18 protein-coding genes and 1 tRNA gene are annotated in these 21145 nt (G+C 41.7%); 12 read left to right on the plus strand and 7 right to left on the minus strand.

Annotated elements, in window-relative coordinates:
• Positions 1-256: 256 nt before the first annotated feature.
• Positions 257-2677 (plus strand): glycoside hydrolase family 2 TIM barrel-domain containing protein, encoded by a 2421-nt coding sequence (locus tag E5331_RS14585; RefSeq protein WP_338033525.1) that lies wholly within the window; start codon positions 257-259, stop codon positions 2675-2677.
• 31 nt (positions 2678-2708) lie between these two features.
• Here E5331_RS14585 and cbiB read toward each other — a convergent pair whose 3' ends face one another.
• The 3 genes from cbiB to E5331_RS14600 are packed head-to-tail and all read right to left on the minus strand — an operon-like array spanning position 2709 to position 5722.
• Positions 2709-3641 (minus strand): adenosylcobinamide-phosphate synthase CbiB, encoded by a 933-nt coding sequence (gene cbiB / locus E5331_RS14590; protein ID WP_123480963.1) that lies wholly within the window; start codon positions 3639-3641, stop codon positions 2709-2711.
• A complete protein-coding gene (locus tag E5331_RS14595) occupies positions 3626-4636 on the minus strand; it encodes a threonine-phosphate decarboxylase (RefSeq protein ID WP_123480962.1) in 1011 nt (336 codons plus the stop codon). Before E5331_RS14595 ends, cbiB begins: the two co-directional genes overlap by 16 nt.
• 48 nt (positions 4637-4684) lie before the next feature.
• Entirely contained in the window at positions 4685-5722 is a 1038-nt protein-coding gene (locus E5331_RS14600; RefSeq protein WP_135985574.1) for an alcohol dehydrogenase, read from the minus strand.
• Between the two features lie 465 nt (positions 5723-6187).
• On the opposite strand from E5331_RS14600, the gene E5331_RS14605 reads away from it, so the two are divergent.
• The 4 genes from E5331_RS14605 to E5331_RS21005 all read left to right on the plus strand — a co-directional run bounded on the left by E5331_RS14605 (position 6188) and on the right by E5331_RS21005 (position 8085).
• On the plus strand, positions 6188-7222 hold the full coding sequence (locus E5331_RS14605; RefSeq protein WP_123480960.1) for a PDDEXK nuclease domain-containing protein: 1035 nt from the start codon (positions 6188-6190) through the stop codon (positions 7220-7222).
• A 37-nt stretch (positions 7223-7259) separates the two neighbouring features.
• Positions 7260-7442, plus strand: a complete 183-nt coding sequence (locus tag E5331_RS14610) for a hypothetical protein (protein WP_136013277.1) — start codon at positions 7260-7262, stop codon at positions 7440-7442.
• A gap of 6 nt (positions 7443-7448) precedes the next feature.
• Positions 7449-7679 carry a PDDEXK nuclease domain-containing protein gene (locus E5331_RS14615; RefSeq protein ID WP_123480959.1) on the plus strand — a complete coding sequence of 77 codons (231 nt, stop codon included), beginning with the start codon at positions 7449-7451 and terminating at the stop codon, positions 7677-7679.
• Between the two features lie 220 nt (positions 7680-7899).
• Positions 7900-8085: an HTH domain-containing protein gene (locus tag E5331_RS21005; protein ID WP_123480958.1), complete on the plus strand. Its 186-nt coding sequence runs from the start codon at positions 7900-7902 to the stop codon at positions 8083-8085.
• Positions 8086-8128: 43 nt separating this feature from the next.
• On the opposite strand, the gene E5331_RS14625 is transcribed toward E5331_RS21005, so the two are convergent.
• Positions 8129-8632: a hypothetical protein gene (locus E5331_RS14625; protein ID WP_135985576.1), complete on the minus strand. Its 504-nt coding sequence runs from the start codon at positions 8630-8632 to the stop codon at positions 8129-8131.
• A gap of 241 nt (positions 8633-8873) precedes the next feature.
• On the opposite strand from E5331_RS14625, the gene E5331_RS14630 reads away from it, so the two are divergent.
• The 7 genes from E5331_RS14630 to E5331_RS14660 are packed head-to-tail and all read left to right on the plus strand — an operon-like array spanning position 8874 to position 19295.
• Positions 8874-9734 (plus strand): DUF4007 family protein, encoded by an 861-nt coding sequence (locus tag E5331_RS14630; protein WP_123480956.1) that lies wholly within the window; start codon positions 8874-8876, stop codon positions 9732-9734.
• Complete coding sequence (locus E5331_RS14635) at positions 9731-12937, plus strand: hypothetical protein (protein WP_123480955.1); 3207 nt, start codon at positions 9731-9733, stop codon at positions 12935-12937. The genes E5331_RS14630 and E5331_RS14635 overlap by 4 nt, the downstream gene beginning before the upstream one ends.
• Positions 12934-14040 carry an adenine nucleotide alpha hydrolase family protein gene (locus E5331_RS14640; RefSeq protein WP_123480954.1) on the plus strand — a complete coding sequence of 369 codons (1107 nt, stop codon included), beginning with the start codon at positions 12934-12936 and terminating at the stop codon, positions 14038-14040. The genes E5331_RS14635 and E5331_RS14640 overlap by 4 nt, the downstream gene beginning before the upstream one ends.
• 6 nt (positions 14041-14046) lie before the next feature.
• Positions 14047-16320 carry a DEAD/DEAH box helicase family protein gene (locus E5331_RS14645; protein ID WP_123480953.1) on the plus strand — a complete coding sequence of 758 codons (2274 nt, stop codon included), beginning with the start codon at positions 14047-14049 and terminating at the stop codon, positions 16318-16320.
• Complete coding sequence (locus E5331_RS14650) at positions 16317-16550, plus strand: hypothetical protein (RefSeq protein WP_123480952.1); 234 nt, start codon at positions 16317-16319, stop codon at positions 16548-16550. The genes E5331_RS14645 and E5331_RS14650 overlap by 4 nt, the downstream gene beginning before the upstream one ends.
• On the plus strand, positions 16547-18706 hold the full coding sequence (locus tag E5331_RS14655) for an AAA family ATPase (RefSeq protein ID WP_123480951.1): 2160 nt from the start codon (positions 16547-16549) through the stop codon (positions 18704-18706). Before E5331_RS14650 ends, E5331_RS14655 begins: the two co-directional genes overlap by 4 nt.
• Position 18707: 1 nt before the next feature.
• The gene (locus E5331_RS14660) at positions 18708-19295 is read left to right on the plus strand and encodes a glycoside hydrolase family 15 (protein ID WP_123480950.1); all 588 of its coding nucleotides are present in this window, start codon (positions 18708-18710) and stop codon (positions 19293-19295) included.
• Positions 19296-19705: 410 nt separating this feature from the next.
• Here the strand turns inward: E5331_RS14660 and E5331_RS14665 are convergent, their stop codons facing one another.
• The 3 genes from E5331_RS14665 to E5331_RS14675 form a co-directional block, all read right to left on the minus strand.
• A complete protein-coding gene (locus tag E5331_RS14665) occupies positions 19706-20326 on the minus strand; it encodes a hypothetical protein (RefSeq protein ID WP_135985578.1) in 621 nt (206 codons plus the stop codon).
• Positions 20327-20404: 78 nt separating this feature from the next.
• A complete protein-coding gene (locus tag E5331_RS14670; RefSeq protein ID WP_123480947.1) occupies positions 20405-20836 on the minus strand; it encodes a hypothetical protein in 432 nt (143 codons plus the stop codon).
• 116 nt (positions 20837-20952) lie between these two features.
• Positions 20953-21033, minus strand: a tRNA-Leu gene (locus E5331_RS14675).
• Positions 21034-21145 lie beyond the last annotated feature (112 nt).

Raw genomic sequence — 21145 nt, forward strand, 5'->3', positions numbered from 1 at the left:
CACTTTATAATTTTTTTCAAGTTTGCCCATTACGCTTCCCCCACAAATTTGGAGTTGATGAAAAGATTCGTGTATACACTGAATAAATTGCTGAAATTGCCAAATCTTTACGGCTATATTCTAAACTTTTTAATTTGTTCTTGTTTCTTTCGTTTATGGAATGTAACTTTGTGCAGAATTACTTTAAACATGATTTATGCATATTATTCAGTCTTGTTATTCAGTCTTTAATACTCGTATCTATAAATTCCTCTTATTGTTGATTGTATTCGTGGCGATAGGGCTCATTCCCTTTCCTCTTGAGGCGCGGGAAGTGATCTCGCTGAATCGTGACTGGTTGTTTCATGCCGGCGATGTGGCTGACGGGGCGTCTGCCCATACGTTATCTCCAGGATGGATCACGGTTAATGTGCCCCACGATTATCAGATAAGTCAGCCATGGGTCGCTCCCGGTGTTGATGAGAGGGGGGATGCCGATAATCCTGTGGCAAACGTGGCGAGTCGGCTCAGTTCACGAGGCTTCAAGGAGATGGGGTGTGGCTGGTATCGTAAGACGATCATACCGGATAATGACTGGAAAGGGAGGCGTATACTTCTGGATTTTGAGGGTATAATGCTGGTGGGAGATGTGTATCTGAATGGAGAACTCATAGGCGGCACAGACTACGGCTATCTTGGGTTTGAAATTGACGTGACTGATAAATTACGGTACGGAGAGGAGAATGTGATAGCAGTCAGGGCAGATACCGGAAGCCCGGAAAATTCAAGATGGTACACAGGGGGCGGATTATATCGCGACGTCAATCTTAAAATCACTGATCCCGAACTTTATTTCACGCGTCATCCGCTCTATGTGACCACTCCGGAGGTTGAGCGGGACAGGGCGGTAGTGAGGATTCAGGCGGAAGTAGCGAATCATATCGCATCGCTTGATTCATTGCGTATGAAGACCGTAATACGTGATGCGGATGGGAAGGCGGTGTATGAAGCGGAATCATCCCACAGATTCAACCGTAAGCAAACGATAAAGGAATATGAGGCGGATAGCCTTGTCTTGGATAATCCGCGTCTATGGGATTGCGAGACTCCCCATCTCTACACTGCGACCGTCACTCTCTTGCGTCCGGATGCGACTGTGGCTGATGAAGTCAGCACGCGTTTCGGAGTCAGGAAACTGGAATACTCTCCGGAATACGGTCTGCGGATAAATGGGAAGAAAGTGCTTCTGAAGGGTATTGCCAACCATCATACCTTGGGGGCATTGGGGGCGGCTGCTTATCCGCGAGCCATCGAGAAAAGAATACGGCTACTGAAGGATTTCGGGTTTAATCATATCAGATGTTCGCATAATCCCTACAGCGAATCATTGATGGATCTTTGCGACGAATATGGCATACTCGTGGTTGATGAACTGTATGACAAATGGCTCACCCAATATGCGGGCGGACGTAAAGACTGGATGGAGCAATGGCCTCACGACGTGCCGGAATGGGTGAGACGCGACAGGAATCATCCCTGTGTGGTGATGTGGAGCCTTGGCAACGAACTCCAGCTTCTATGGGACATACCGTATGCAGATTGGGGAGTCACTCCCTACAGAATGCAGAAAGCCCTTCTTGACAGATATGACCGCACACGTCCCGTCACTGTGGCGATGCATCCTCGTGGACGCAATGAAAAGACGGATTCGCTCCCTGCCCCTCTCGCGATGGAGACAGACGTGGCGGCATATAACTATAGATATATGTATTTCCCTGGTGACAGCCGCCGATTCCCCCGGATGATGTTTTATCAGAGTGAAGCGAACACCTCGAATATGGGTCCGAACTATTTTGACATGGATCTCGACAAGGTAATAGGTTTAGCATATTGGGGAATGATAGATTATCTGGGTGAATCTGCCGGCTGGCCCGCAAAGGGTTGGGAACAGGGGGTGTTTGACATATCTCTTGAGCCGAAACCGAATGCCTATTTCCTGAAAAGCTACTTTAAAGAGGATGAGCCGCTTGTGCATATAGCGGTATATGAGGATGAGGAGCCCTACATCTGGAATGATATACAGATGGGAGGGAAACGCTTGTCGGATCATTGGAATTATCCTGAGCCGAGCATACTGAAACTCTATACTTATACGAATGCTGATGAGGTGGAACTTAAAATCAATGGCAAGACGATAGGACGCAAGCGCAATGACAGGACCGACAGCCGCCGACGTAATCGAATAATGTGGGAGAATGTGGAGTATTCCCCCGGCAATATAGAAGCGTTCGCCTATAATGACGGTGAGAGCAACCCGGTGGCTCGCCATCGTATTGAGACCTCAGGTAGGGCTTCGCATCTTCTCTTGACGGCAGACAATGCCGACTGGAGAGCGGATGGCACTGATCTCCAGCATGTCAGAGTGGAGGCTGTCGATAAGAAAGGACGTCGGGATGTGTCGGCACGCGGCATGCTTACGTTTTCCGTGGAAGGTCCTGCAGAGATAGTCGGAGTCATCAACGGCGATAACCGTAGTAATGAACTGACCGTAGGTAACTCCCGCAGCCTCTACAACGGCACCGCCACTGTAATACTGAGATCAAAGCCGGAGAGTGGCACAGCCCTTCTGCGCATCACGTCGCCTGATTTCAAACCTGTAATGATGAAACTCCCGGTAAGTCCGGTAGATGGTAAATGAAGGGGACAATTGGTAACAATTGGTAGGAGTGTTACGGCGTGGTGTAGTATTTCAGTATGACGATGAGGAGTATGGCGAATATTTCAGAACATCGGTTTATGGCTGTGGCTCTAATCACGTCGTCATAGAAAAAGTACCTGCTTTTGTCGCCGATGTATGGCTTGTGGACGCATTCTCCGAAATAGTTATGCGGACCGCCAAAACGGCAGTCCAGGATGCCGGCGAGTGCAGCTTCCGGATAGCCGCTGTTGGGACTCGTATGTTTGTTGCCGAATCGCCATACAAATGTAATGGCTCTCCATCGTAACGATGATATGATCATGAGAAGGGCAGTAAGTCTGGCAGGTATATAGTTGGCGATATCATCTATCCGTGCAGCCACCTTTCCAAAGCTGCGGAAACGCTCATTCCTGTATCCGATCATAGAGTCAAGAGTATTCACCATCTTGTAGGCAAGCATCCCCGGCACTCCGAGCACGGCATACCAGAAGAGTGGCGCGATGACACCATCACTAAGGTTTTCGGCAAGAGTTTCCAGGGCTGCGGCACGGATTTCCTGGTCGGTCAGTTCCGACGTGTCGCGCCCGACTATCCTGCCCACTTGCCTACGTCCGGCTTCAAGAGATTCGTCTGCAGCCTTAAAGACCATATCCACTTCCCTTATTAGAGTTGTTCCCGCAAGACAATAGAATATCATGACTGCCTCAAATGTCATCTTTGCCCAGATGAAAGGGGAGAGAAGCCGGAGGCAGAGTGTGGCGGCAAGATATACTGCCGCTATCAACCCCACGGCACAGATGGCTCCTTTGAGTGTGCGGTGGTCTCCTTTATTGAATTTATGTTCGCAGAAACTTATCATCTTGCCAAACCCTACAACAGGATGTGGCAAGCGGGAGGGATCTCCCAGAATAAGGTCGGCTCCCCAGCCTATGAGCAATGGGGCGATAGCTATAAGGTATTCCATTCTTTCAATGCATTTATCAGTATGTCGTTCTCTTCTGGGCTCTGTGCCGCCACACGAAAATGTCGTGCTCCGAGACCATGGAAATTTGATGCGTCCCGAATGAGTATCCCATGACGGTCAATAAGACGGTTTTTAAGCGATAGGGCAGACGATGACGGAAGTTCGGCAAGAAGGAAGTTGCAGTCGGTGTCTGTGACCTTGATCCCCATTGCAGAGAATGTGGAGGAGATCCGCAGTGCCTCCTCATGCAGTCTTCGGGAATCAATCACATAGTCTTCATCATGCGACAGGAGATAACGAGCTGCCTCTATTGCCAAAGAATTCACAGACCACGGCATCCGCATGGCACGCAGTTGCGAGATGATGGCGGCATTGCCGATGGCATACCCTATCCGCAATCCCGGAATGGCATAACGTTTGGTGAGGGAGCTGAGTAGAATAAGGTTGTGACGGCAGGCGGCATCCTTTACGTCAAGCACGCGTTTGAGGGTATAGTCTGCATACGCCTGATCCACTATGAACAGCTTATCAGGATTGCCGTCAATAAGCTTTATCAATGATTGACGGTCAGTGACTTTCCCCGTGGGATTATTCGGATTACAGATCCATACGCAGGATGAATCCGCAGGGATTTCATCAAGTGATCTGAAATGGACTACCCTGTGATGGAATATATGGCAGGCATCCTGATATTCACTGAATGTAGGGGAACATACAGCTGACAATCCATCATGCTTGAGCTGGGCAAGCAGATAGATTGATTCGGTGGCTCCGTTTGTCACTATGACACACTCCGGATCAATCCCCATCCGACTTGCCAGGAGCGTTTCAATACTCCTCGGTTCGGGTTCCGGATAATTACGGAATACGTCGCCGAGAGCATAGAGATGAGACCTCAACTTAGAATGGTCAATCCCCTGATAAATATTCGTGCTGAAGTTTATCCTTATCTTGCCGACGTATCTGAAAGCGTCATCGCCATGTCCATGAATCATTTGCTGTCAAGTTTTAGATAGTTGTGGAATGTCATTCAGTCAACCGGATCAGTCGGGTAGGATTGCCACCTTGATTACGTTGTCGCGGCGGTTCTCGAAGAGGTCGTAAGCCTCGAGGATGCGCGAGAACGGGAAGGTGTGGGTGATTAGGGGAGTGGTGTCGATACGTCCGTCAGCAATAAGCTGAAGAATCTCCTCGCAGTCACATCCGTCTACGCCTCCTGTCTTGAATGTGAGGTTCTTGCCATACATGTCGGGCAATGGCAAGATCTGTGGCTCGTCATATAGAGCCACGACTGTCACTATGGCGTTCGGACGAGCCGCCTGCCATGCCAGTCGGAACGTGTCGTCAGCTCCCGCCACCTCTATAACTCGATCGGCACTGCCATGTTCACTCAGTCCGGCAACTTCTGCAAGACACCTGTCGGGATTCGTTACAACCACGTCCGGATAATGCCGTTTGACAAACTCGCGACGCACTTCATCAAGTTCGCATACGATTATCCTCTTAGGATTGAACAGCGCGACACATTGCAGCGTGCAGAGACCGGTCGGACCGGCACCTATTATCAGTACCGTATCCTCCTGAGATATTTCTGAAATCTTGGCAGCCCAATACCCTGTGGCGAGTATATCGCCTACAAAGAGAGCCTGACGGTCAGACACGCCATCCGGAATCCTCGTCAATTCGTTGTCAGCCTGTGGCACACGCACGAATTCCGTCTGACCTCCATCAATACGGCATCCCAATGCCCATCCTCCATTAGGGTCAGTGCAATTGTTGACCCAGCCGTTACGGCAGAAGAAACACTCACCGCAGAACGTCTCCACATTCACAGCCACACGGTCGCCCGGCTTCACACTGGTGACTGCCGAGCCTACCGACTCGACCACACCGACCATCTCATGCCCCACCGTCACACCCGGCACGGCACGTGGCACGCTCCCATGCTTGATATGCAGGTCAGACGTACAGATACTACTCATCGTGACCCTCACGACCGCATCCGTAGGATCAATCACCACAGGCATCGGTTTATCCGTTACCTCAAACCTGCCATTCTCAATATAAGTCAATGCCTTCATTCCTCAATATTAATATAAGCAACCATGCAAAGGTAGTAACTTTTTTGATAAATCCCCATTATTCAAATCTTTTTTCAGATCACATTGCATTTCTTATTGGAAACATTAAACAAGAAAAAATTGTGATTATCAATCCAAAAATTGAGTTCTTCAAAAGGATTTGTTAATTTTGCACTTGCCGGTTGACTCTACACTCCAGCCGACATCCATTCGCCCATATTTCCCCAAGAATCTGGTGCTGAATAATATGCAATCAATAAATTAAGTTTCGCAAGTTTTCCAACTTGCGAAACTTAAATGGTTTAAGGTTTAAAGTTTATGGTTTATGATAATTAAATTTTGTATAATGAAAAGATTCGTGGATTTTCGTGAATCTTAAACCTTAAACTATAAACTTTAAACCACTGAAGTGCAGCTTGCGAAACTTCAGTCAATAAATAACCTTACAGAATAATTTACCCTGATATGGAAGTGCGGATAGAAAATATAAATCAAGACGTGAATCTCGTTGCTGACATAAAGCAACTTATCACAAATGCCAGACTCAAAGTTGCAACCGTTGCCAATGCCGGGATAACCATGCTATATTGGCACATTGGGGAGAGAATTAATCGTGAAGTGCTTGGAAATCAACGGGCGGAGTACGGCAAGCGAATTGTGTCAACGGTGTCGGCACAATTACAGCAGGAATATGGCGGTCAGGAATTTTCTACCCGCAATCTTAGACGGATGATGCAATTTGCCGACTATTTCCCGGATCCGCAAATTGTGTCGCCATTGGCGACACAATTATCTTGGACTCATTTTACGGAAGTTTTACCGATAAAGGATGCCATTCAACGAGAGTTCTACCTCACAATGGCTGCTGAAGAGAGGTGGACAAAACGCACTCTCCGTGCCAAGATTGACGGGATGCTATTTGAGCGTACCGCCATCAGTGAGAAACCGGAAGAACTGATTCGTACAGAACTTGCAGCCCTTAGAAACGAGCGCAAAATTTCTCCCGACATGGTATTCAAGAGCCCATACTTTCTCGAATTTACAGGTCTGAAAGGGAATTACAGTGAAGAGACATTGGAGGACACTCTTATCTCGCACATTGAGCAATTCCTGTTGGAACTTGGCGATGGATTCACTTTCGTGGCTCGTCAGAAGCGGATGATAATAGATGGTGAAGACTTTCATCTTGACCTGCTCTTTTTTCATCGGAAATTGAAGCGACTGATAGCTTTGGACTTGAAATTGGGACGATTCAAAGCCCAATACAAAGGACAGATGGAACTATATCTGCGTTGGCTTGAGCGATACGAGATGCAACCCGGCGAAGGCACACCGCTCGGCCTTATCTTATGCACCGAAGGCAGCAACGAACAGATAGAACTTCTCCAACTCGATGCCACAGGCATTAAAGTGGCGCAATATATGACCGAACTGCCACCAAAAGAAGTCCTGATTCGTCAACTGCAAAAAACAATCGAAGCGAACCACAATCTTTCATAAGCATACGATGAAGCAAGTATGAGACATCGACGAAAATATGAAGAAAGAACTTTCGAATCTTCTTCGAAATGTGTTTGATTTTTATCGAACTTATATTAGCCTGTTTGAAAATTTGCAGCAACCTGCTGCAAATTCTATTGTCGCAAATCGTTATTCTTCGTTAGAAAAACTATCGAGAATGGCTGGGGCGAAATGTCCTACTCAATTTTCTCGACACTGACCTACTGTGAATCATCAGCTTAAAGGAGAACAAGACAACCCGACCATAGGTCTTCTGATTTGCAAGGACAAAGACAATATTGAGGCTCAATATTCTTTGGAAGCATACAATCTTCCTCTCGGCATATCGCAATACGAACTATCCAAGTTGATTCCTACCGAAATAAAGAGTTCTCTGCCATCAATTGAGGAAATAGAATCGTCTTTGGAGAAACTTTCGGAAAAAGAATATGAGTAGCAATTACGATGTAAATAATATTCTGTAATAAATATAGAATGAGTACCATCTGATTATATTATCAATAACGACATAATCCTACCTCCTGGTTCACTACGCTTCAGTGTGATGGATCGGGATTTTTTGTTTTTGGGCAGTTCGGTAAGTCATGTCAGTTTGAGGCGCTGCAAGGCGAAAAGGATTTGTTAATTTTGCACTTGTCGATTGACTCTATAGAAAATTGAATGATCGTCAGCGCAAAATACTCGCTCTGATTGAGAGCGATCAAGAAATTTCCGCACCTATATTGGCATCAACTATAGGAACAACAAGTCGGACTATACAACGCGATTTAAAGTTCATGCAGAATCTTGGAATTATCACTAACGATAGCCCCGATAGGGGTGGAACTTGGAAAATACTTTAATTATAATATTGATGTCAAACCACATTTAAGTGTAACTTGGTATTCATGCAACTGTCAGGAGAAATATTGCCAAAGTAGATAAAACAACATTGGCAGAACTGTGTGTAGGATATTCGGAGCTAAGGTATGTCTTAATTAGAATATTTTCGATTACTGATCTGCTTGCATCATCTTTCATCAACTGAAACAAATCTTCATCGATAACAGCTCCAGCAAAACTTTTCTTCAGTGCTGACAACGAATATTCTTTTCGGCATTCAAATGATGGGAGTTTGACCAATGTCCAAAATGGAGATGATGACAGATGATAAAAGGGATAATTTAATGCACATTTGAAACTGCCAGATGACTTTACATACAGATTCCATGTAGCTTTAAAAGCCTTTTCCAAAGATTTTGTAAGAGGTATAAATGGGCGGTCAATTTCACCGGATTTAATCAATTCCAATATTGTCAATAACAGAACTGCCTTATGTGGCGCAACAAGATTATCTTTTTTATTTACAGGAAGATGTAAAAGACAATCTATATATCCATTTAGTGTCATATTGTTTAGCATGTGGACAAATCTCTTAGTAAGAGATACCTAAATTATGCAAATTTAGTAATTATTTCTGATATTTAGGTAGTGAAATACTAAATAATCGCTACACCTGAAATAATCAAAGTTCATTTTGTTAAGCAAGTTTGTCTAAAGTTACATTATACTCTATTGATTAACAATTTATTAGTGTTTTAACAAATCTCTTACTAAGAGATAAGAAGTAAACTAATAATACATTACGATTTTGAGTAGATACTGCTTTTCGGGACATGAGTCCTTTCAGTGTAAATCTCTTTGGCTGAAAAAAGGATATGATTTCTTGCTGAACGGCAATCGTTTCAGCAGTCCGGATAGTGTTGCTATTCTTGGTGTAGGCAAAAATATGGTAGCTTCCATCCGATTTTGGCTTCGTGCATTTGGTTTAATCAAAATAGATGAACCATTATCGGTTGCCTCTTACCTTTTTGATTCCGCAACTGGTCGTGACCAATATGTTCAAGACATAAATACTATTTGGTTGCTTCACTTCTTAATAGTGTCGACAAAGGAAGCATCACTTTATAATCTTCTATTCGTTGAATATCAACGAGAGAAAAAAGAGTTTACAAAAACTGAACTTCAAAATTTCATCAAAAGGAAATGCTCTGTGCCAGAGCAGAAGAATGTCTACAATGAGAATACTGTCCGTAAAGATATTGGAGTTTTGCTGAAGAACTATGTTTCCCCATCAGACCTAAAGTCAATTGAGGATTTTTCATCCATTCTTCTCGAATTAAACCTGATTCACAAAGGTACTAAGGGTAAGGATGAGGAAGATTATTATGTTTTCAGAGAAGTTTCTCCTGCCGAGATTTCTCCTGAAATCATTCTTTATGCCCTACATTATATCGCCAAAGGAGATAGGACAATATCGTTTGACAAATTGACGGAATTGGCTTTGACATTCAGTATGCCAATAGTTTCTCTTATCCAGATGATTCAATCCGTAGAGCAAAAGTATCCGGGAATGATTTCCTTTACAGATAATAGTGGCGTGAAGAATGTCCAATTCCTATCAAATTTTGAGTCACTATCTATTCTTGACAAATATTACGAACAACGATGAGTTATATCCCTTCAGTAAATATTGAGCATAATACCGCTAACGATTTTAATTACATTGTTACTGAGAATGCCAAGCTCGTTGTAGGAAGTTTGGTAAACGGTTTCAATAGCGGACACCATTCTTTCACACTTATCGGAACATACGGCACTGGGAAGTCGAGTTTCATTCTTGCATTTGAGAATGACATCAAAAACCGAATCGGTCAACTGGTACGAAACAGGAAAGTCTTTGGCGACGTTAAAGATTTTGAGTTCCTGAATATTGTTGGCGATTATGCACCGCTAAGTAAATTGATTGGTCGGAAACTGTCTACAGAGAATGAAAATCCGATTGATTACCTACATCAATATTATCAGCAACTTCGTAAACAGAACAAATTCCTTTTCATTGTTATTGATGAGTTTGGGAAAATTTTGGAGTATGCTGCCAATAATAATCCTGAGAAAGAACTTTACTTCCTTCAGAAGTTAGCGGAATTCGTGAATGTGCCAAGTAGGAACATTATCCTGATTACTACTCTTCATCAAAATTTCGGTTCATACGCAGTCAAACTCACAGATACGCAGCGAAACGAATGGCAGAAGGTTAAGGGTCGTTTTGAAGAAGTTGTATTTGCGGAGCCGGTAGAACAACTACTTTATCTGACAACTCAACAGATGGAAGCCAAGCCTTTGTCTATAACCACGGCAGCTAAGCTCGGCTTCAAAATTCTTTATGATTTCGCAATTTCATCGAAAATTGTTTCAGATAGATTCAAGTTTTCTACTGCTGAAAAATTATATCCCCTTGACCCGGTTTCATCCGTTGTTTTGACAATTGCAATCCAACGGTATGGTCAAAATGAACGAAGTCTATTCTCATTTCTCTCTGCCCAAGGCAAAGGATCTCTCAATGAGTTTGAGCCAACACCGAATAACACATATAACGTAAGTGATGTATGCGATTATCTTCGCTATCATTATTTCTCTGCATTATCAGAATCTAATTCCGATTCTACCGGATGGCGGTCGCTGACCGTTGCTTTAGAAAGAATTAGCTGTATTGATGCAAGTTTCAACTTTATTGAATCGGCTACAAAAATCATAAAGTTAATTGGTCTGCTAAACATCTTTTTTGCAGGAATTAGACTTACAAAGGAGTTTATTGAGATTTATGCTCAAAATGCTATGGGTATAAATCAGCCTATGACCATTATTGATAAACTTACTTCGTTAAAAATAATTCGTTACGCACAGTATAAATCACAATACATCCTTTTTGAGGGAACTAATCTCAATCTTGAAGACGAACTTTACAAGGCAGCAGGAATTGTTCCCACTCCTTCATTATCTATTGAGGAAATTGGAGGTCATGTCCGCCCTCGTGTATTTTTGGCCAATGAGTCATATTATCATACCGGCACACCTCGTTACTTTGAGTTCAAGGTTACGAATGAACCGATAAATATTGAACCAACAGGAGAGATTGATGGGTATATCCATTTGGTATTCCCTTTATCGGACATCCATAACTATGTCAAGGAATTATCAGAGAAGCACAATGCTGGTGCCAATGTATACGCATATTTTAAGAACACTGATTCCATAACAAAGCATCTCCACGAAATAAAGAAACTCCAGTATGTTATAGACAATGTGGCAATGGATGACAATGTGGCAAAAGCAGAATTGGAGAATCAGAAAAGATATGAGACACAGAAACTCAACAGTGCATTGAATGAGGAGATTGCATCACCGACAAGCTCTATAATCTGGTACTTTCATGGAGAGGAACTAAGGATTCATTCTCTTAAAGAATTGAACGAACTCATTTCAAGAGTATGCACCGAAGTATATCATAAAACACCAATTATTCGGAATGAATTATTCAATAAGCAAAAACTCAGTTCTGCTATTTCATTGGCAAGAGTAAATCTATTGGATGCCATGCTTCTTCATTCTGATGAGGAGGATTTCGGCTTCGCAAAACAATCTTTTCCTCCTGAGAAGACAATCTATTATACATTGCTGCGAGATTCTGGTATTCACCGTCAAGATGAAAATGGAAACTGGATATTGGGAGCACCAACTCAACCGGAACTTCAATCCCTTTGGCAAGTCTGCATTGAATTCTTAAAATCCAGCGTTGATAGACCTCGGAAACTGACAGATCTGTCCGAGATACTTCGCACACGTCCGTATAAACTTAAACAAGGCGTAATTGATATTTGGCTACCTATATTCTTGTATGTCAATCAGCAGGACTATGCCCTTTATAATGATAGCGTTTTTGTACTGAATCTCAATAAAGAAGTTTTTGAGCTACTTCAAAAGCAACTTAAAAAATTTTCTGTCAAGGCTTTCGATGTATCCGGGGTGCGCTTGGAATTTTTTAAGCGTTACCGTCAGTTCCTTCGCAAAGATGATGGCGTAGCCATAAGCACTGATTCACTTTTGGATACTGTTAAACCATTTTTCCATTTTTATCGTACGCTTAACAGGTATGCCAAGACTACGCGAAAGTTTGATAATCCTTTCACGGTCAAATTCAGAGATGTACTTGCTCAGGCGCAAGATCCGGTAAAGACATTTTTTGATGACTTACCTGCCGCACTCGGTTATCGCGACTTGAATAGCGACTCTTTCGTCTCGCAGTATCTTCAGCTTATCCGTACCGCAGTAAGAGATCTTAATACTTGTTATGATTTTCTAATTGATCGTATAGAGCATAAAGTAAAGGAATATATCGGTCTAACAACAGACTTTGACGAGTATAAACCGCTTCTCACAAAACGTTATTCTACGGTGAACGGAAATCTTCTTACTCCAAAAAGTAAATCATTTTTAGAACGGATCCTTGTACCGTCTGACAATCGCAAAGAGTTTTATGAGAAAATTACCATTGTTGTCAACGACAAACGTCTTGAAGAAACTAAAGATAATGAAGAATCACTTCTCGTAAATAGGCTTCTACATCTTTTCAGTGAATTGGAACGCGCGTCGTCCATTTCAACAGATGTTGCCCTCGAAGATGGAGACGAAGCATTTAATTTTGAGTTGGCTACTGCCAGTGGCGATTTCTCAGAGGCAAAGACATTCCGGCTCCCTTCTACAAAGAAAATTAAAGCCAATCAGATGATGGAAAAACTTTCAGAATCCATGTCTGGGGATCGAGACCTTGATATATGTGTTCTGCTTAAATTGTTGAATGAAAAATTGAAATGATTATGGTTAGACATGTATTAGGAATCTCCGGAGGAAAGGATAGTGCGGCATTGGCTATCTACATGAAGTCGAAATACCCAGATCTCAATGTAGAATATTATAATACTGACACTGGTTGTGAACTTGCTGAAACCGATCTACTGATTAATCGTCTTGAATCATTTCTTGGAGGTATTAAACGACTAAGAGCGGTAGAAGGGAGTCCGGAGCCGACACCCTTTGAGCATTTTTTACGTGCATCCGGCAATTTTCTTCCTTCTCCACAACAGCGTTGGTGTACGCAAAAAATGAAATTGGCTGAGATGGAACGCTTTGTAGGTGACGAACCTACGATTTCATACGTTGGTATTCGTGGTGACGAAGATCGTGAGGGTTACATATCAACCAAGCCGAATATTCAAGCAATTTTTCCTTTTAGAAGAAATATATGGAGTATTGATGTAATTCACAACATCGTACATAAGAATAATATAGCGAGGTTTACAGACATATATCTTTCTCTTGCTCCTGATGATATGAAGGAAAAATTGAAAGAAATTCTGGAGCATCCACTGACCAAGGACTTCTACTATGCCAAGAAAACAAGTGCATTGATGGATATTGACTTGAAATTATTCAATCAGGCGGTTTTTGAATATCTTAAAGGTACAGATTATCCAGTCGGCAAATTGGATGAATTTCCTCTTGTTGACAATGAGGATATTCTTATCAAAGAGGATATTTTCAGAATCTTGGAAGATAGTGGTGTTGGAGTCCCAGCCTATTATAAACCTATCGAATTCGAGGTAGATGGAAAAGTAGGCATATATAACCGCAGTCGTTCAGGCTGTTACTTCTGTTTCTTCCAACAGAAAATAGAATGGATATGGCTCTATGAACAGCATCCGGATCTATTTGCAAAAGCAATGGAATTTGAAAAGGATGGCTATACATGGAATCAGAACGAAAGTCTTGAAGAAATGATTCGTCCTGAGCGTATTCGACAAATTAAACTTGATGCCATTAAGAAACAAGAAGCAAAGAGAAAAGCCGGCACCGGACTTCTTGTGGATATGTTTGACGATGACGACAATGATGCATTTTGCGCTAACTGTTTTATATAATTTGGTATGTTGAAGACGGACGTAACATGGCCTGAAGATTTCAGGTATCAGACTAAAACCGAATGGGAGCCTGTTGGTTTCTTTTCCGAGGCTTTGTGCAATGCGACTTCCTTTGATCTAATGCTGGGATTCTTCTCTTCGACGGCTATTAACGTCCTCTCTTACGGCTTCGCTTCTTTCATTTACAATGGTGGTAAGATGAGAATGATTATTAATGACATCCTCAGCAGTGACGACATTAGTGCAATATCAATGGCTCATGAAGGAAATTATCTTCCATACTTTGATTTAAGTAACTTCGAGTCACTTTGCTATACTCTTAATAATCGTAATCGGCATTTTTTCGATTGCCTTGCGTGGCTGATACGGAATGACCACATTGAGATTAAGATTGTACGCATGGTTAATGGAAACGGTATCGCTCACACCAAATGCGGTACCTTCTCTGATGGAATAAATAAGATAGGGTTTGAAGGCTCTGTCAACTTCTCCCTTTCAGCATTAATGCACAACAAAGAGAGCCTAAGTGTCTTTTGTGACTGGAACGGACCGGCAGATACTGGGAGAATCAACGGTATTCAAAAATCTTTTGACAGAGCATTCAAAGGGGAAGATGATGACATAGAATTTATTGATGCAGCGGATCTAAAAGGATATATAATTGAACGGGCACAGCCTAAACATCTTCAAGAACTTCTTGAAAATGAACAAGAGCTAATCAATAGCCTAGATAAGGAGGGAATGCCGGCAACAGTTCGAAAAGCGTTATCGAAAGCTCAAGAGCGAATAACCGCAGCTATCGACAAGATGAAAGTTTCAAAGCAAGTCGATTTAATTGCTCCACACTTCCCTTATCCGTCCGGCCCACGAGAATACCAGCAGATAGCCTTTGAAAATTGGAAAAACAACATTCAGAAGGGGCTGTTCGCCATGGCAACGGGTACGGGCAAGACTATAACGTCGCTTAATTGTCTTCTTGAAATATATAAGCGGAGCGGCTACTATAAAGCACTCATTCTTGTGCCAACAATCACTCTTGTAAATCAGTGGGCTATCGAATGCAAAAAATTTGGTTTCAGTGGAATCGTAAAAGTTTATTCTAAAAATCCAAATTGGAGAAAAGAAATTGATGATATTGAGTTCAATGAAAGCCTGGATTCATCGGGAAAGAAATATTCCTATATCATCATTAGCACTTATGCATCTTATGCTCGTGATAATGTCTTTAACAGACTCAATGTATTTCCTCGTAAACAAGTTTTGATGATTGCGGACGAGGCACACAATATGGGAGCCGGCAAGATATTGAGTCGGCTTAAGAATGTTCCGTATCTGAGACGTATTGGTTTGTCTGCAACACCAGAACGTCAATACGACGAGGAGACTACCTCCAAAATCATGAAATTCTTCGGGTGCGATTCATCATACATCTATGAGTATTCTATGGCCGAGGCTATTGAAAAGGGTGTGCTTTGCAGGTATCGATATTATCCACATATAGTAAGACTTACATCGTCCGAAATGGAGGAATATTTAGAAATTTCTCGTAAGCTTGCGCAGTATTACGTATTCAACCAGAATACATTTCGACCTAAAGATGATGATATGTTGACCGCTCTACTATTAAAGAGAAAGTGCATCATCCATAAAGCAGCTAATAAGGAGGCGGTTTTCAAAGAAATACTTGAAAGAAGAATCAAAGATAAAGGCAATCTTGATTACACACTCGTTTATGTACCGGAAGGAAATAAACGGGATGAAGATGCCGATATCTACGACAATACAGACACAATAGGAGATGATGCGGAAAGTGCTCACCTGATAGATGTCTATACTAAGATTGTTAGAGACTTAAATCCTACAATAACTGTGAGACAATTCACCTCTAACTCTACTGAAAGAGACAACCTCTTAAGGGATTTTGCTGAGGGTAAACTAAATGTCTTGACTTCAATGAAATGTCTGGACGAAGGCGTTGATGTGCCAAGAAGTGAACTGGCAATATTCTGTGCGAGCACGGGGAATCCCCGCCAATTCATTCAACGAAGGGGACGCATACTTCGTACTCACCCCGACAAGCATATGGCTGAAATCCATGACCTGGTGGTGGCCCCAGAAGTATGTGATTCGGAAGAGACATACAAAATGGAAAAGAATATGCTTGCAAATGAACTTAAGCGAGTATATAATTTCGCACACTTATCTGAAAATCTTGACGATACAATTCGTGAGATGGAGGACATTCTAAATTATTACAATCTCTCTATATTTAATGTATGATAGGATATAAAACGAACAACGACAAAATGCTGACTGCAGTTCTTCTGAACCAACACTTGATGGAGGTCGGTGGCTACAGCGAGAAAGACTTTACGACTTTTGATCAGGCGTTGGTTTCACTGAATCCAATTGTCCGTACAGTGGCAAGAATAATTCAAGGCCACTCTGAAGGTAATACTTCCAAGAATATCTATAACGAAATCACCGATTATCTTAAGAAGACGGTATGATAATAAAGAATCTAACCATTAAGAACTATCGCAGTTACTATGGTGAGTGTAGCTTCGATTTTACTTCAGGCCTAACACTTATCATAGGTGACAATGGCGATGGAAAGACCACTTTCTTCGATGCGCTGAAATGGTTGTTGGATCCTGCTCTTGAAAAAGCAGATATAAACAACATTTCTGAAATGCGAAAATCCGAATTGGAAATCGGGGAGGTGGAGACTGTTTCTGTTTCAATGACATTCGATCACGATGGTGAGAAAATGATTGAAAAATCATTCATCGTTGAACGCGTAAACGAAGACAAGTACATAACTCGTAGCTTCTCATTCAAGGGCTATGAAACCCAGGGTGCCGAAAGATTCCCGGTTACCGGAAAAAGTCTGATAGTACGATGCTTCGATTCCTTTATCCAACGTTACAGTATGTTTAAAGGAGAGAGCACATTGAATGTTTTCGATGATCCGGATGCTCTCAAAATGCTCGTTGATAAACTTTCCGACATTCGAGAGTTTGACGAGTATGTCGAAATGACAGATGAGTTTGAAGCCAAATCGGGAACTGCCTATGAGAAAGAGTGTAAAAACGATAAAAAGACAGAACGTGAGGCACATATTCTTGAAGGACAAAAAACGGAAGTTAATGCGCGCATCAACAATACCCGTCGAGATATAAGAGACACCGAAAAAAGCGCAGACCTCTTCGCTTCGAGAATCGAGGTGCTTGAGAAAAATCAAGAGGCGAGTGAGCGGTATCAGGAACTCAAAAAACTGATAAAAGCCAGAGAAGAAGACGTACTTCAATGGAAAAGCAGAATCAGCGCACAGAACTTCAACGTAAATCTGTTGGACAAACTTTGGATATTGGCTTCTTTCAGTCCAATATTAAAGGAGTTCCGAGAGAAGGCATCAGCGTTTAGTAAGGAGAAACGTAGGCTCCATGACCTTTTTGTTGCTCAAAGAGCTAAAGAAGAAGGTCGTCAGGAAGTCCTTGATGAGATTTCTTCATTGGCAAATGGTACATCTAGGCTTCCATGGTACTTGCCCGATCAAGAAACCATGCAAGAGATGATTGATGATGAGATATGCAAAGTGTGTGGCAGACCGGCGGCTAAAGGCACTGATGCATATGAATTCATGGTCGCAAAGCTCAACGAGTTCAAAAAGCACCTCGAAGAAAAGAAAAAAGCTCAAGAAGAAAAACCTAAGGAAGAAGAACTCTTCGTAAACCGATATATTGAGCAAATGCATAATCTCAGTATTTCTCTGGGGGGAAGCAAGGCTCAGGATATATCGGAATTATCTGGTACAATTTACGACAGATTGGAGCTGCTGGAAACCTTCAAAAGGGAACTTGCCAAAGCAGAAGAAAAACTTCAAGATGCATTGGATGACAAAGCGCGTTTGTTGATTCAAGTAGAAGGCGTAACAGAAGAACAGCTTGACCTCGATTTTCAAAACCTTAAAGGCTTTTTCGAGCAAAAGGGAAAGGCCGAGAAGAGGCTCGTGGAATTGCGTGAAGAACTTCGTAAGGCAGAAGCTCTTAAAAAGGAAATAGAAGATAGGTATGACAGCCTTAATCCCGGCAGCAGCATGGCTAAGGTTTATCAAAAGGTTCATATCATTTTACGTAATATCTCCGAAGCCTTCAAAGAAGCAAAGGAATTCAACCTTACTCGCTTCTTATTTGAAATTCAGACTCTTGCCAATGAGTATTTGGAGCGTTTGAATACACAAGACTTCCATGGTATCATAAAACTGGTCCGCACAAGTCAGGATACAACGGAAATTAGACTTCTTAGTACAAATGGAAGAGCTATAACGGATCCATCTGGTTCCCAACTCACCACAATGTACATGTCCGTGCTATTCGCTATCTCAGACCTTACTAGCAGCAAAAGAGATGAGAATTATCCTCTGATTTTCGATGCTCCGACTTCATCGTTCGGAGGAATGAAGGAAAGTGGATTCTACAACATTATAGACAGTATTGAGAAGCAATGCATCATCGTAACTAAAGATTTCCTTGATGACCGTGGCAACATAGACGAAGCTAAGATAGACCAGCTAACATGCACAGTCTACCGCATCCAGAAAGAAGCAGGCTTCAATCAAGATGATCTTTCAACAATTCGAACCATTATAACCCCTATAAAGTAATATGGAGAAGCTGTATGACCTTTGGGCCAAACGCAACCCGGAATGGGAGAAACGCTTTGAAGAGCCCATTTTCAAGACCTTTGCCGATTACGGCAAGGGGAATACCTCACTTTCAGAAACCCGAGGAAAAATATTCGGGGCCGGTTATGAAATCTTTATAATTGCTTTCTTTATAGGGTTATATTTCGACCAGACTCGTAAACTGACAGATGATAAAGAGGAGCGGAAAACTTGTGGTCAGGCTATACAGTACTGGGGCAATATTGAGACTCGCGGCATCCGTCAGACTTATGGAGCGATAAGAGACTATATCTTTGCTGCTCTCATAGCAAAAACAGACATAGACTTGATTGCACTCGATAAAGGAGACCCAAAAGTAACACCTCGAAAAGTGGTCGATGCTCTTGTGGAGAAAATGGAAGAATACGCCAACTTCGGTCTCTATTACATGGAAGAGCAATTGATTGACAACCCCGACTACTTCTTCCGAGACAAAGCCTTCCTCCGTCTATTCCTTCAGTTCATCCCTCAACAAAAAGAAGAAGAGCAACAGGCACAAGACTCAGACGATCTTCCAGAAGAACTATAATCAAAGAGCCATTCAATCCAAGTTGAGTGGCTCTTTTAAGTCTTTGAGTGAATTATGATATGTTATATAGGGATATACGCCTATTTCACTTCGTTTTAATCCGTAATAATTTGGACGGAGAACTACCACAAATATCAATAAGTTCTGTATTTTGTTATTCTAGAGAATCTCTATTTATCATTCCTAGGATACCAAGATTATGCTGTGACATAAAGCCACAATGAGTACATACGAGTGCTACAGAAGGCACCATAGGGCCATTCCCTAATACTATGCTATCCATTTGATGCTGAATACCTTGTATTAGAAATCCGTCTACAATACTAAAGTTCTTATTATGGCAAATTGGACATTCAAACGAAGGAATTCTTTCCGACAGTCTTTTTATAATCTCTATTTTAGTTTTTTCGTCAAACATAGTGAATGGTTCCTAAAATATTAGAAAGCTTGTTCTTTAGATCCTTAGGGTTAGAATAAAGCAATAATCGGTCAGACCTCAAATCGAAAGGAATGTCCTTGACATTACTCATATTTGCTATTAAAATCACGGTTTTCCCAATGCTATGTGCTAGTCCAATTTCATAAAACACGTTGGGATTCTTCCCATCCAACACCGCCACAATTAATTGAGAATCCAAAATTAATTGGACAATTTGATTCAATAATTTACCAGGATTATATGGTGTGTCACTTCTATAACACTCATATCCATTAGACTGACAAGCGTCTTTAATAGTTAAATACGTTTTATCAAAAGATTTATGAAATGGCATTAGGCAAAAAACAGTCTTGTCCTTGACCTTTACGTTTCCAAGGTCAATCCCCAGATCTTTGTAAAAAGAATGGTTTGGAATAACAGAGTTTATGCTCAAATCTTTATCAGGAAATTGTAATAGCAGCTTTGTATTGTCAAATAAGCGTTCTGGATCCCCTAACAAAATTTCATTTAAACTATATATTTGGTTCTCTAGCCTTTTGCGTTGACCAGTAATAGAAGCCTTATCATTTTCTTTGGTGTATTTCCTCCTCATACGATATATATATAGGCAATACCCTAACGATAAAATGCTAGCCACGAGAGAGGCATATATTATAAATTCAGACATATCTTAAATTATTTGTAGGTAAATAAAACAAATCCAGGCTATAGCGAGAATGACATCAAGGATGCCAAATAAATATACCTTAAGTCCTTTTTCATCATAACTGTGTCTGATAGAACACTGTCTAAAATGACAGCATATTATTGATACCACTAAGCTTATCACAACAAGTACAATTCCTAATGCAAAATTAGGCTCTTTCATAAAACCTGTTATTATAACTGTGATTACAACTAAACATAAATCAATTGGCAATTCAAGTGCCAGCAGTCCCCAGTCTTTCCGTTCAGATTCTTTTGACACCAAATATTTTAACAATGACATAAATACCAAAAGAGCAACAGATAACCAAAAGGCATAAAACAGACTATCAGGATTTTTTAATGCTTCCCAATAGTTTGGTTCTATATTATTTATTTCAGGTGGAATATTTTCCATTATTTGAAGTATAACATTGTTGAATAAATTTTCTTCGGTGCAAAATCGGTGCAATGTTAAAGAAAAAAAAGAGATAAGAAACTGTATTTTTTCAGAATCTTATCTCTTCTCAGAGGTGCCCAGAACAGGACTCGAACCTGCACGCCTCTCAGCACTCGCACCTGAAACGAGCGCGTCTACCATTCCGCCACCTGGGCAAGGTGTCGTACCCACGGGAGTGGGTCGCTGTTTGTGGATGCAAAGTTAGGGAGTTTTTTTTGTTTTGCCAAATATTTTGGGTTAAATCTTTTTATTTTTTTGTGTGGGTGG

The organism is Lepagella muris, from assembly GCF_004793975.1.
Classification (GTDB): Bacteria; Bacteroidota; Bacteroidia; order Bacteroidales; family Muribaculaceae; genus Lepagella; species Lepagella muris.

What these genes read in the sequence shown, in the direction of transcription:
- cbiB (WP_123480963.1), bottom strand. Translation starts at nt 3,641, where the DNA reads ATGGAATACCTTATAGCTATCGCCCCATTGCTCATAGGCTGGGGAGCC.
- E5331_RS14595 (WP_123480962.1), bottom strand. Translation starts at nt 4,636, where the DNA reads ATGATTCATGGACATGGCGATGACGCTTTCAGATACGTCGGCAAGATA.
- E5331_RS14600 (WP_135985574.1), bottom strand. Translation starts at nt 5,722, where the DNA reads ATGAAGGCATTGACTTATATTGAGAATGGCAGGTTTGAGGTAACGGAT.
- E5331_RS14605 (WP_123480960.1), top strand. Translation starts at nt 6,188, where the DNA reads ATGGAAGTGCGGATAGAAAATATAAATCAAGACGTGAATCTCGTTGCT.
- E5331_RS14610 (WP_136013277.1), top strand. Translation starts at nt 7,260, where the DNA reads ATGAAGAAAGAACTTTCGAATCTTCTTCGAAATGTGTTTGATTTTTAT.
- E5331_RS14625 (WP_135985576.1), bottom strand. Translation starts at nt 8,632, where the DNA reads ATGACACTAAATGGATATATAGATTGTCTTTTACATCTTCCTGTAAAT.
- E5331_RS14635 (WP_123480955.1), top strand. Translation starts at nt 9,731, where the DNA reads ATGAGTTATATCCCTTCAGTAAATATTGAGCATAATACCGCTAACGAT.
- E5331_RS14640 (WP_123480954.1), top strand. Translation starts at nt 12,934, where the DNA reads ATGATTATGGTTAGACATGTATTAGGAATCTCCGGAGGAAAGGATAGT.
- E5331_RS14645 (WP_123480953.1), top strand. Translation starts at nt 14,047, where the DNA reads ATGTTGAAGACGGACGTAACATGGCCTGAAGATTTCAGGTATCAGACT.
- E5331_RS14650 (WP_123480952.1), top strand. Translation starts at nt 16,317, where the DNA reads ATGATAGGATATAAAACGAACAACGACAAAATGCTGACTGCAGTTCTT.
- E5331_RS14655 (WP_123480951.1), top strand. Translation starts at nt 16,547, where the DNA reads ATGATAATAAAGAATCTAACCATTAAGAACTATCGCAGTTACTATGGT.
- E5331_RS14660 (WP_123480950.1), top strand. Translation starts at nt 18,708, where the DNA reads ATGGAGAAGCTGTATGACCTTTGGGCCAAACGCAACCCGGAATGGGAG.
- E5331_RS14665 (WP_135985578.1), bottom strand. Translation starts at nt 20,326, where the DNA reads ATGAGGAGGAAATACACCAAAGAAAATGATAAGGCTTCTATTACTGGT.
- E5331_RS14670 (WP_123480947.1), bottom strand. Translation starts at nt 20,836, where the DNA reads ATGGAAAATATTCCACCTGAAATAAATAATATAGAACCAAACTATTGG.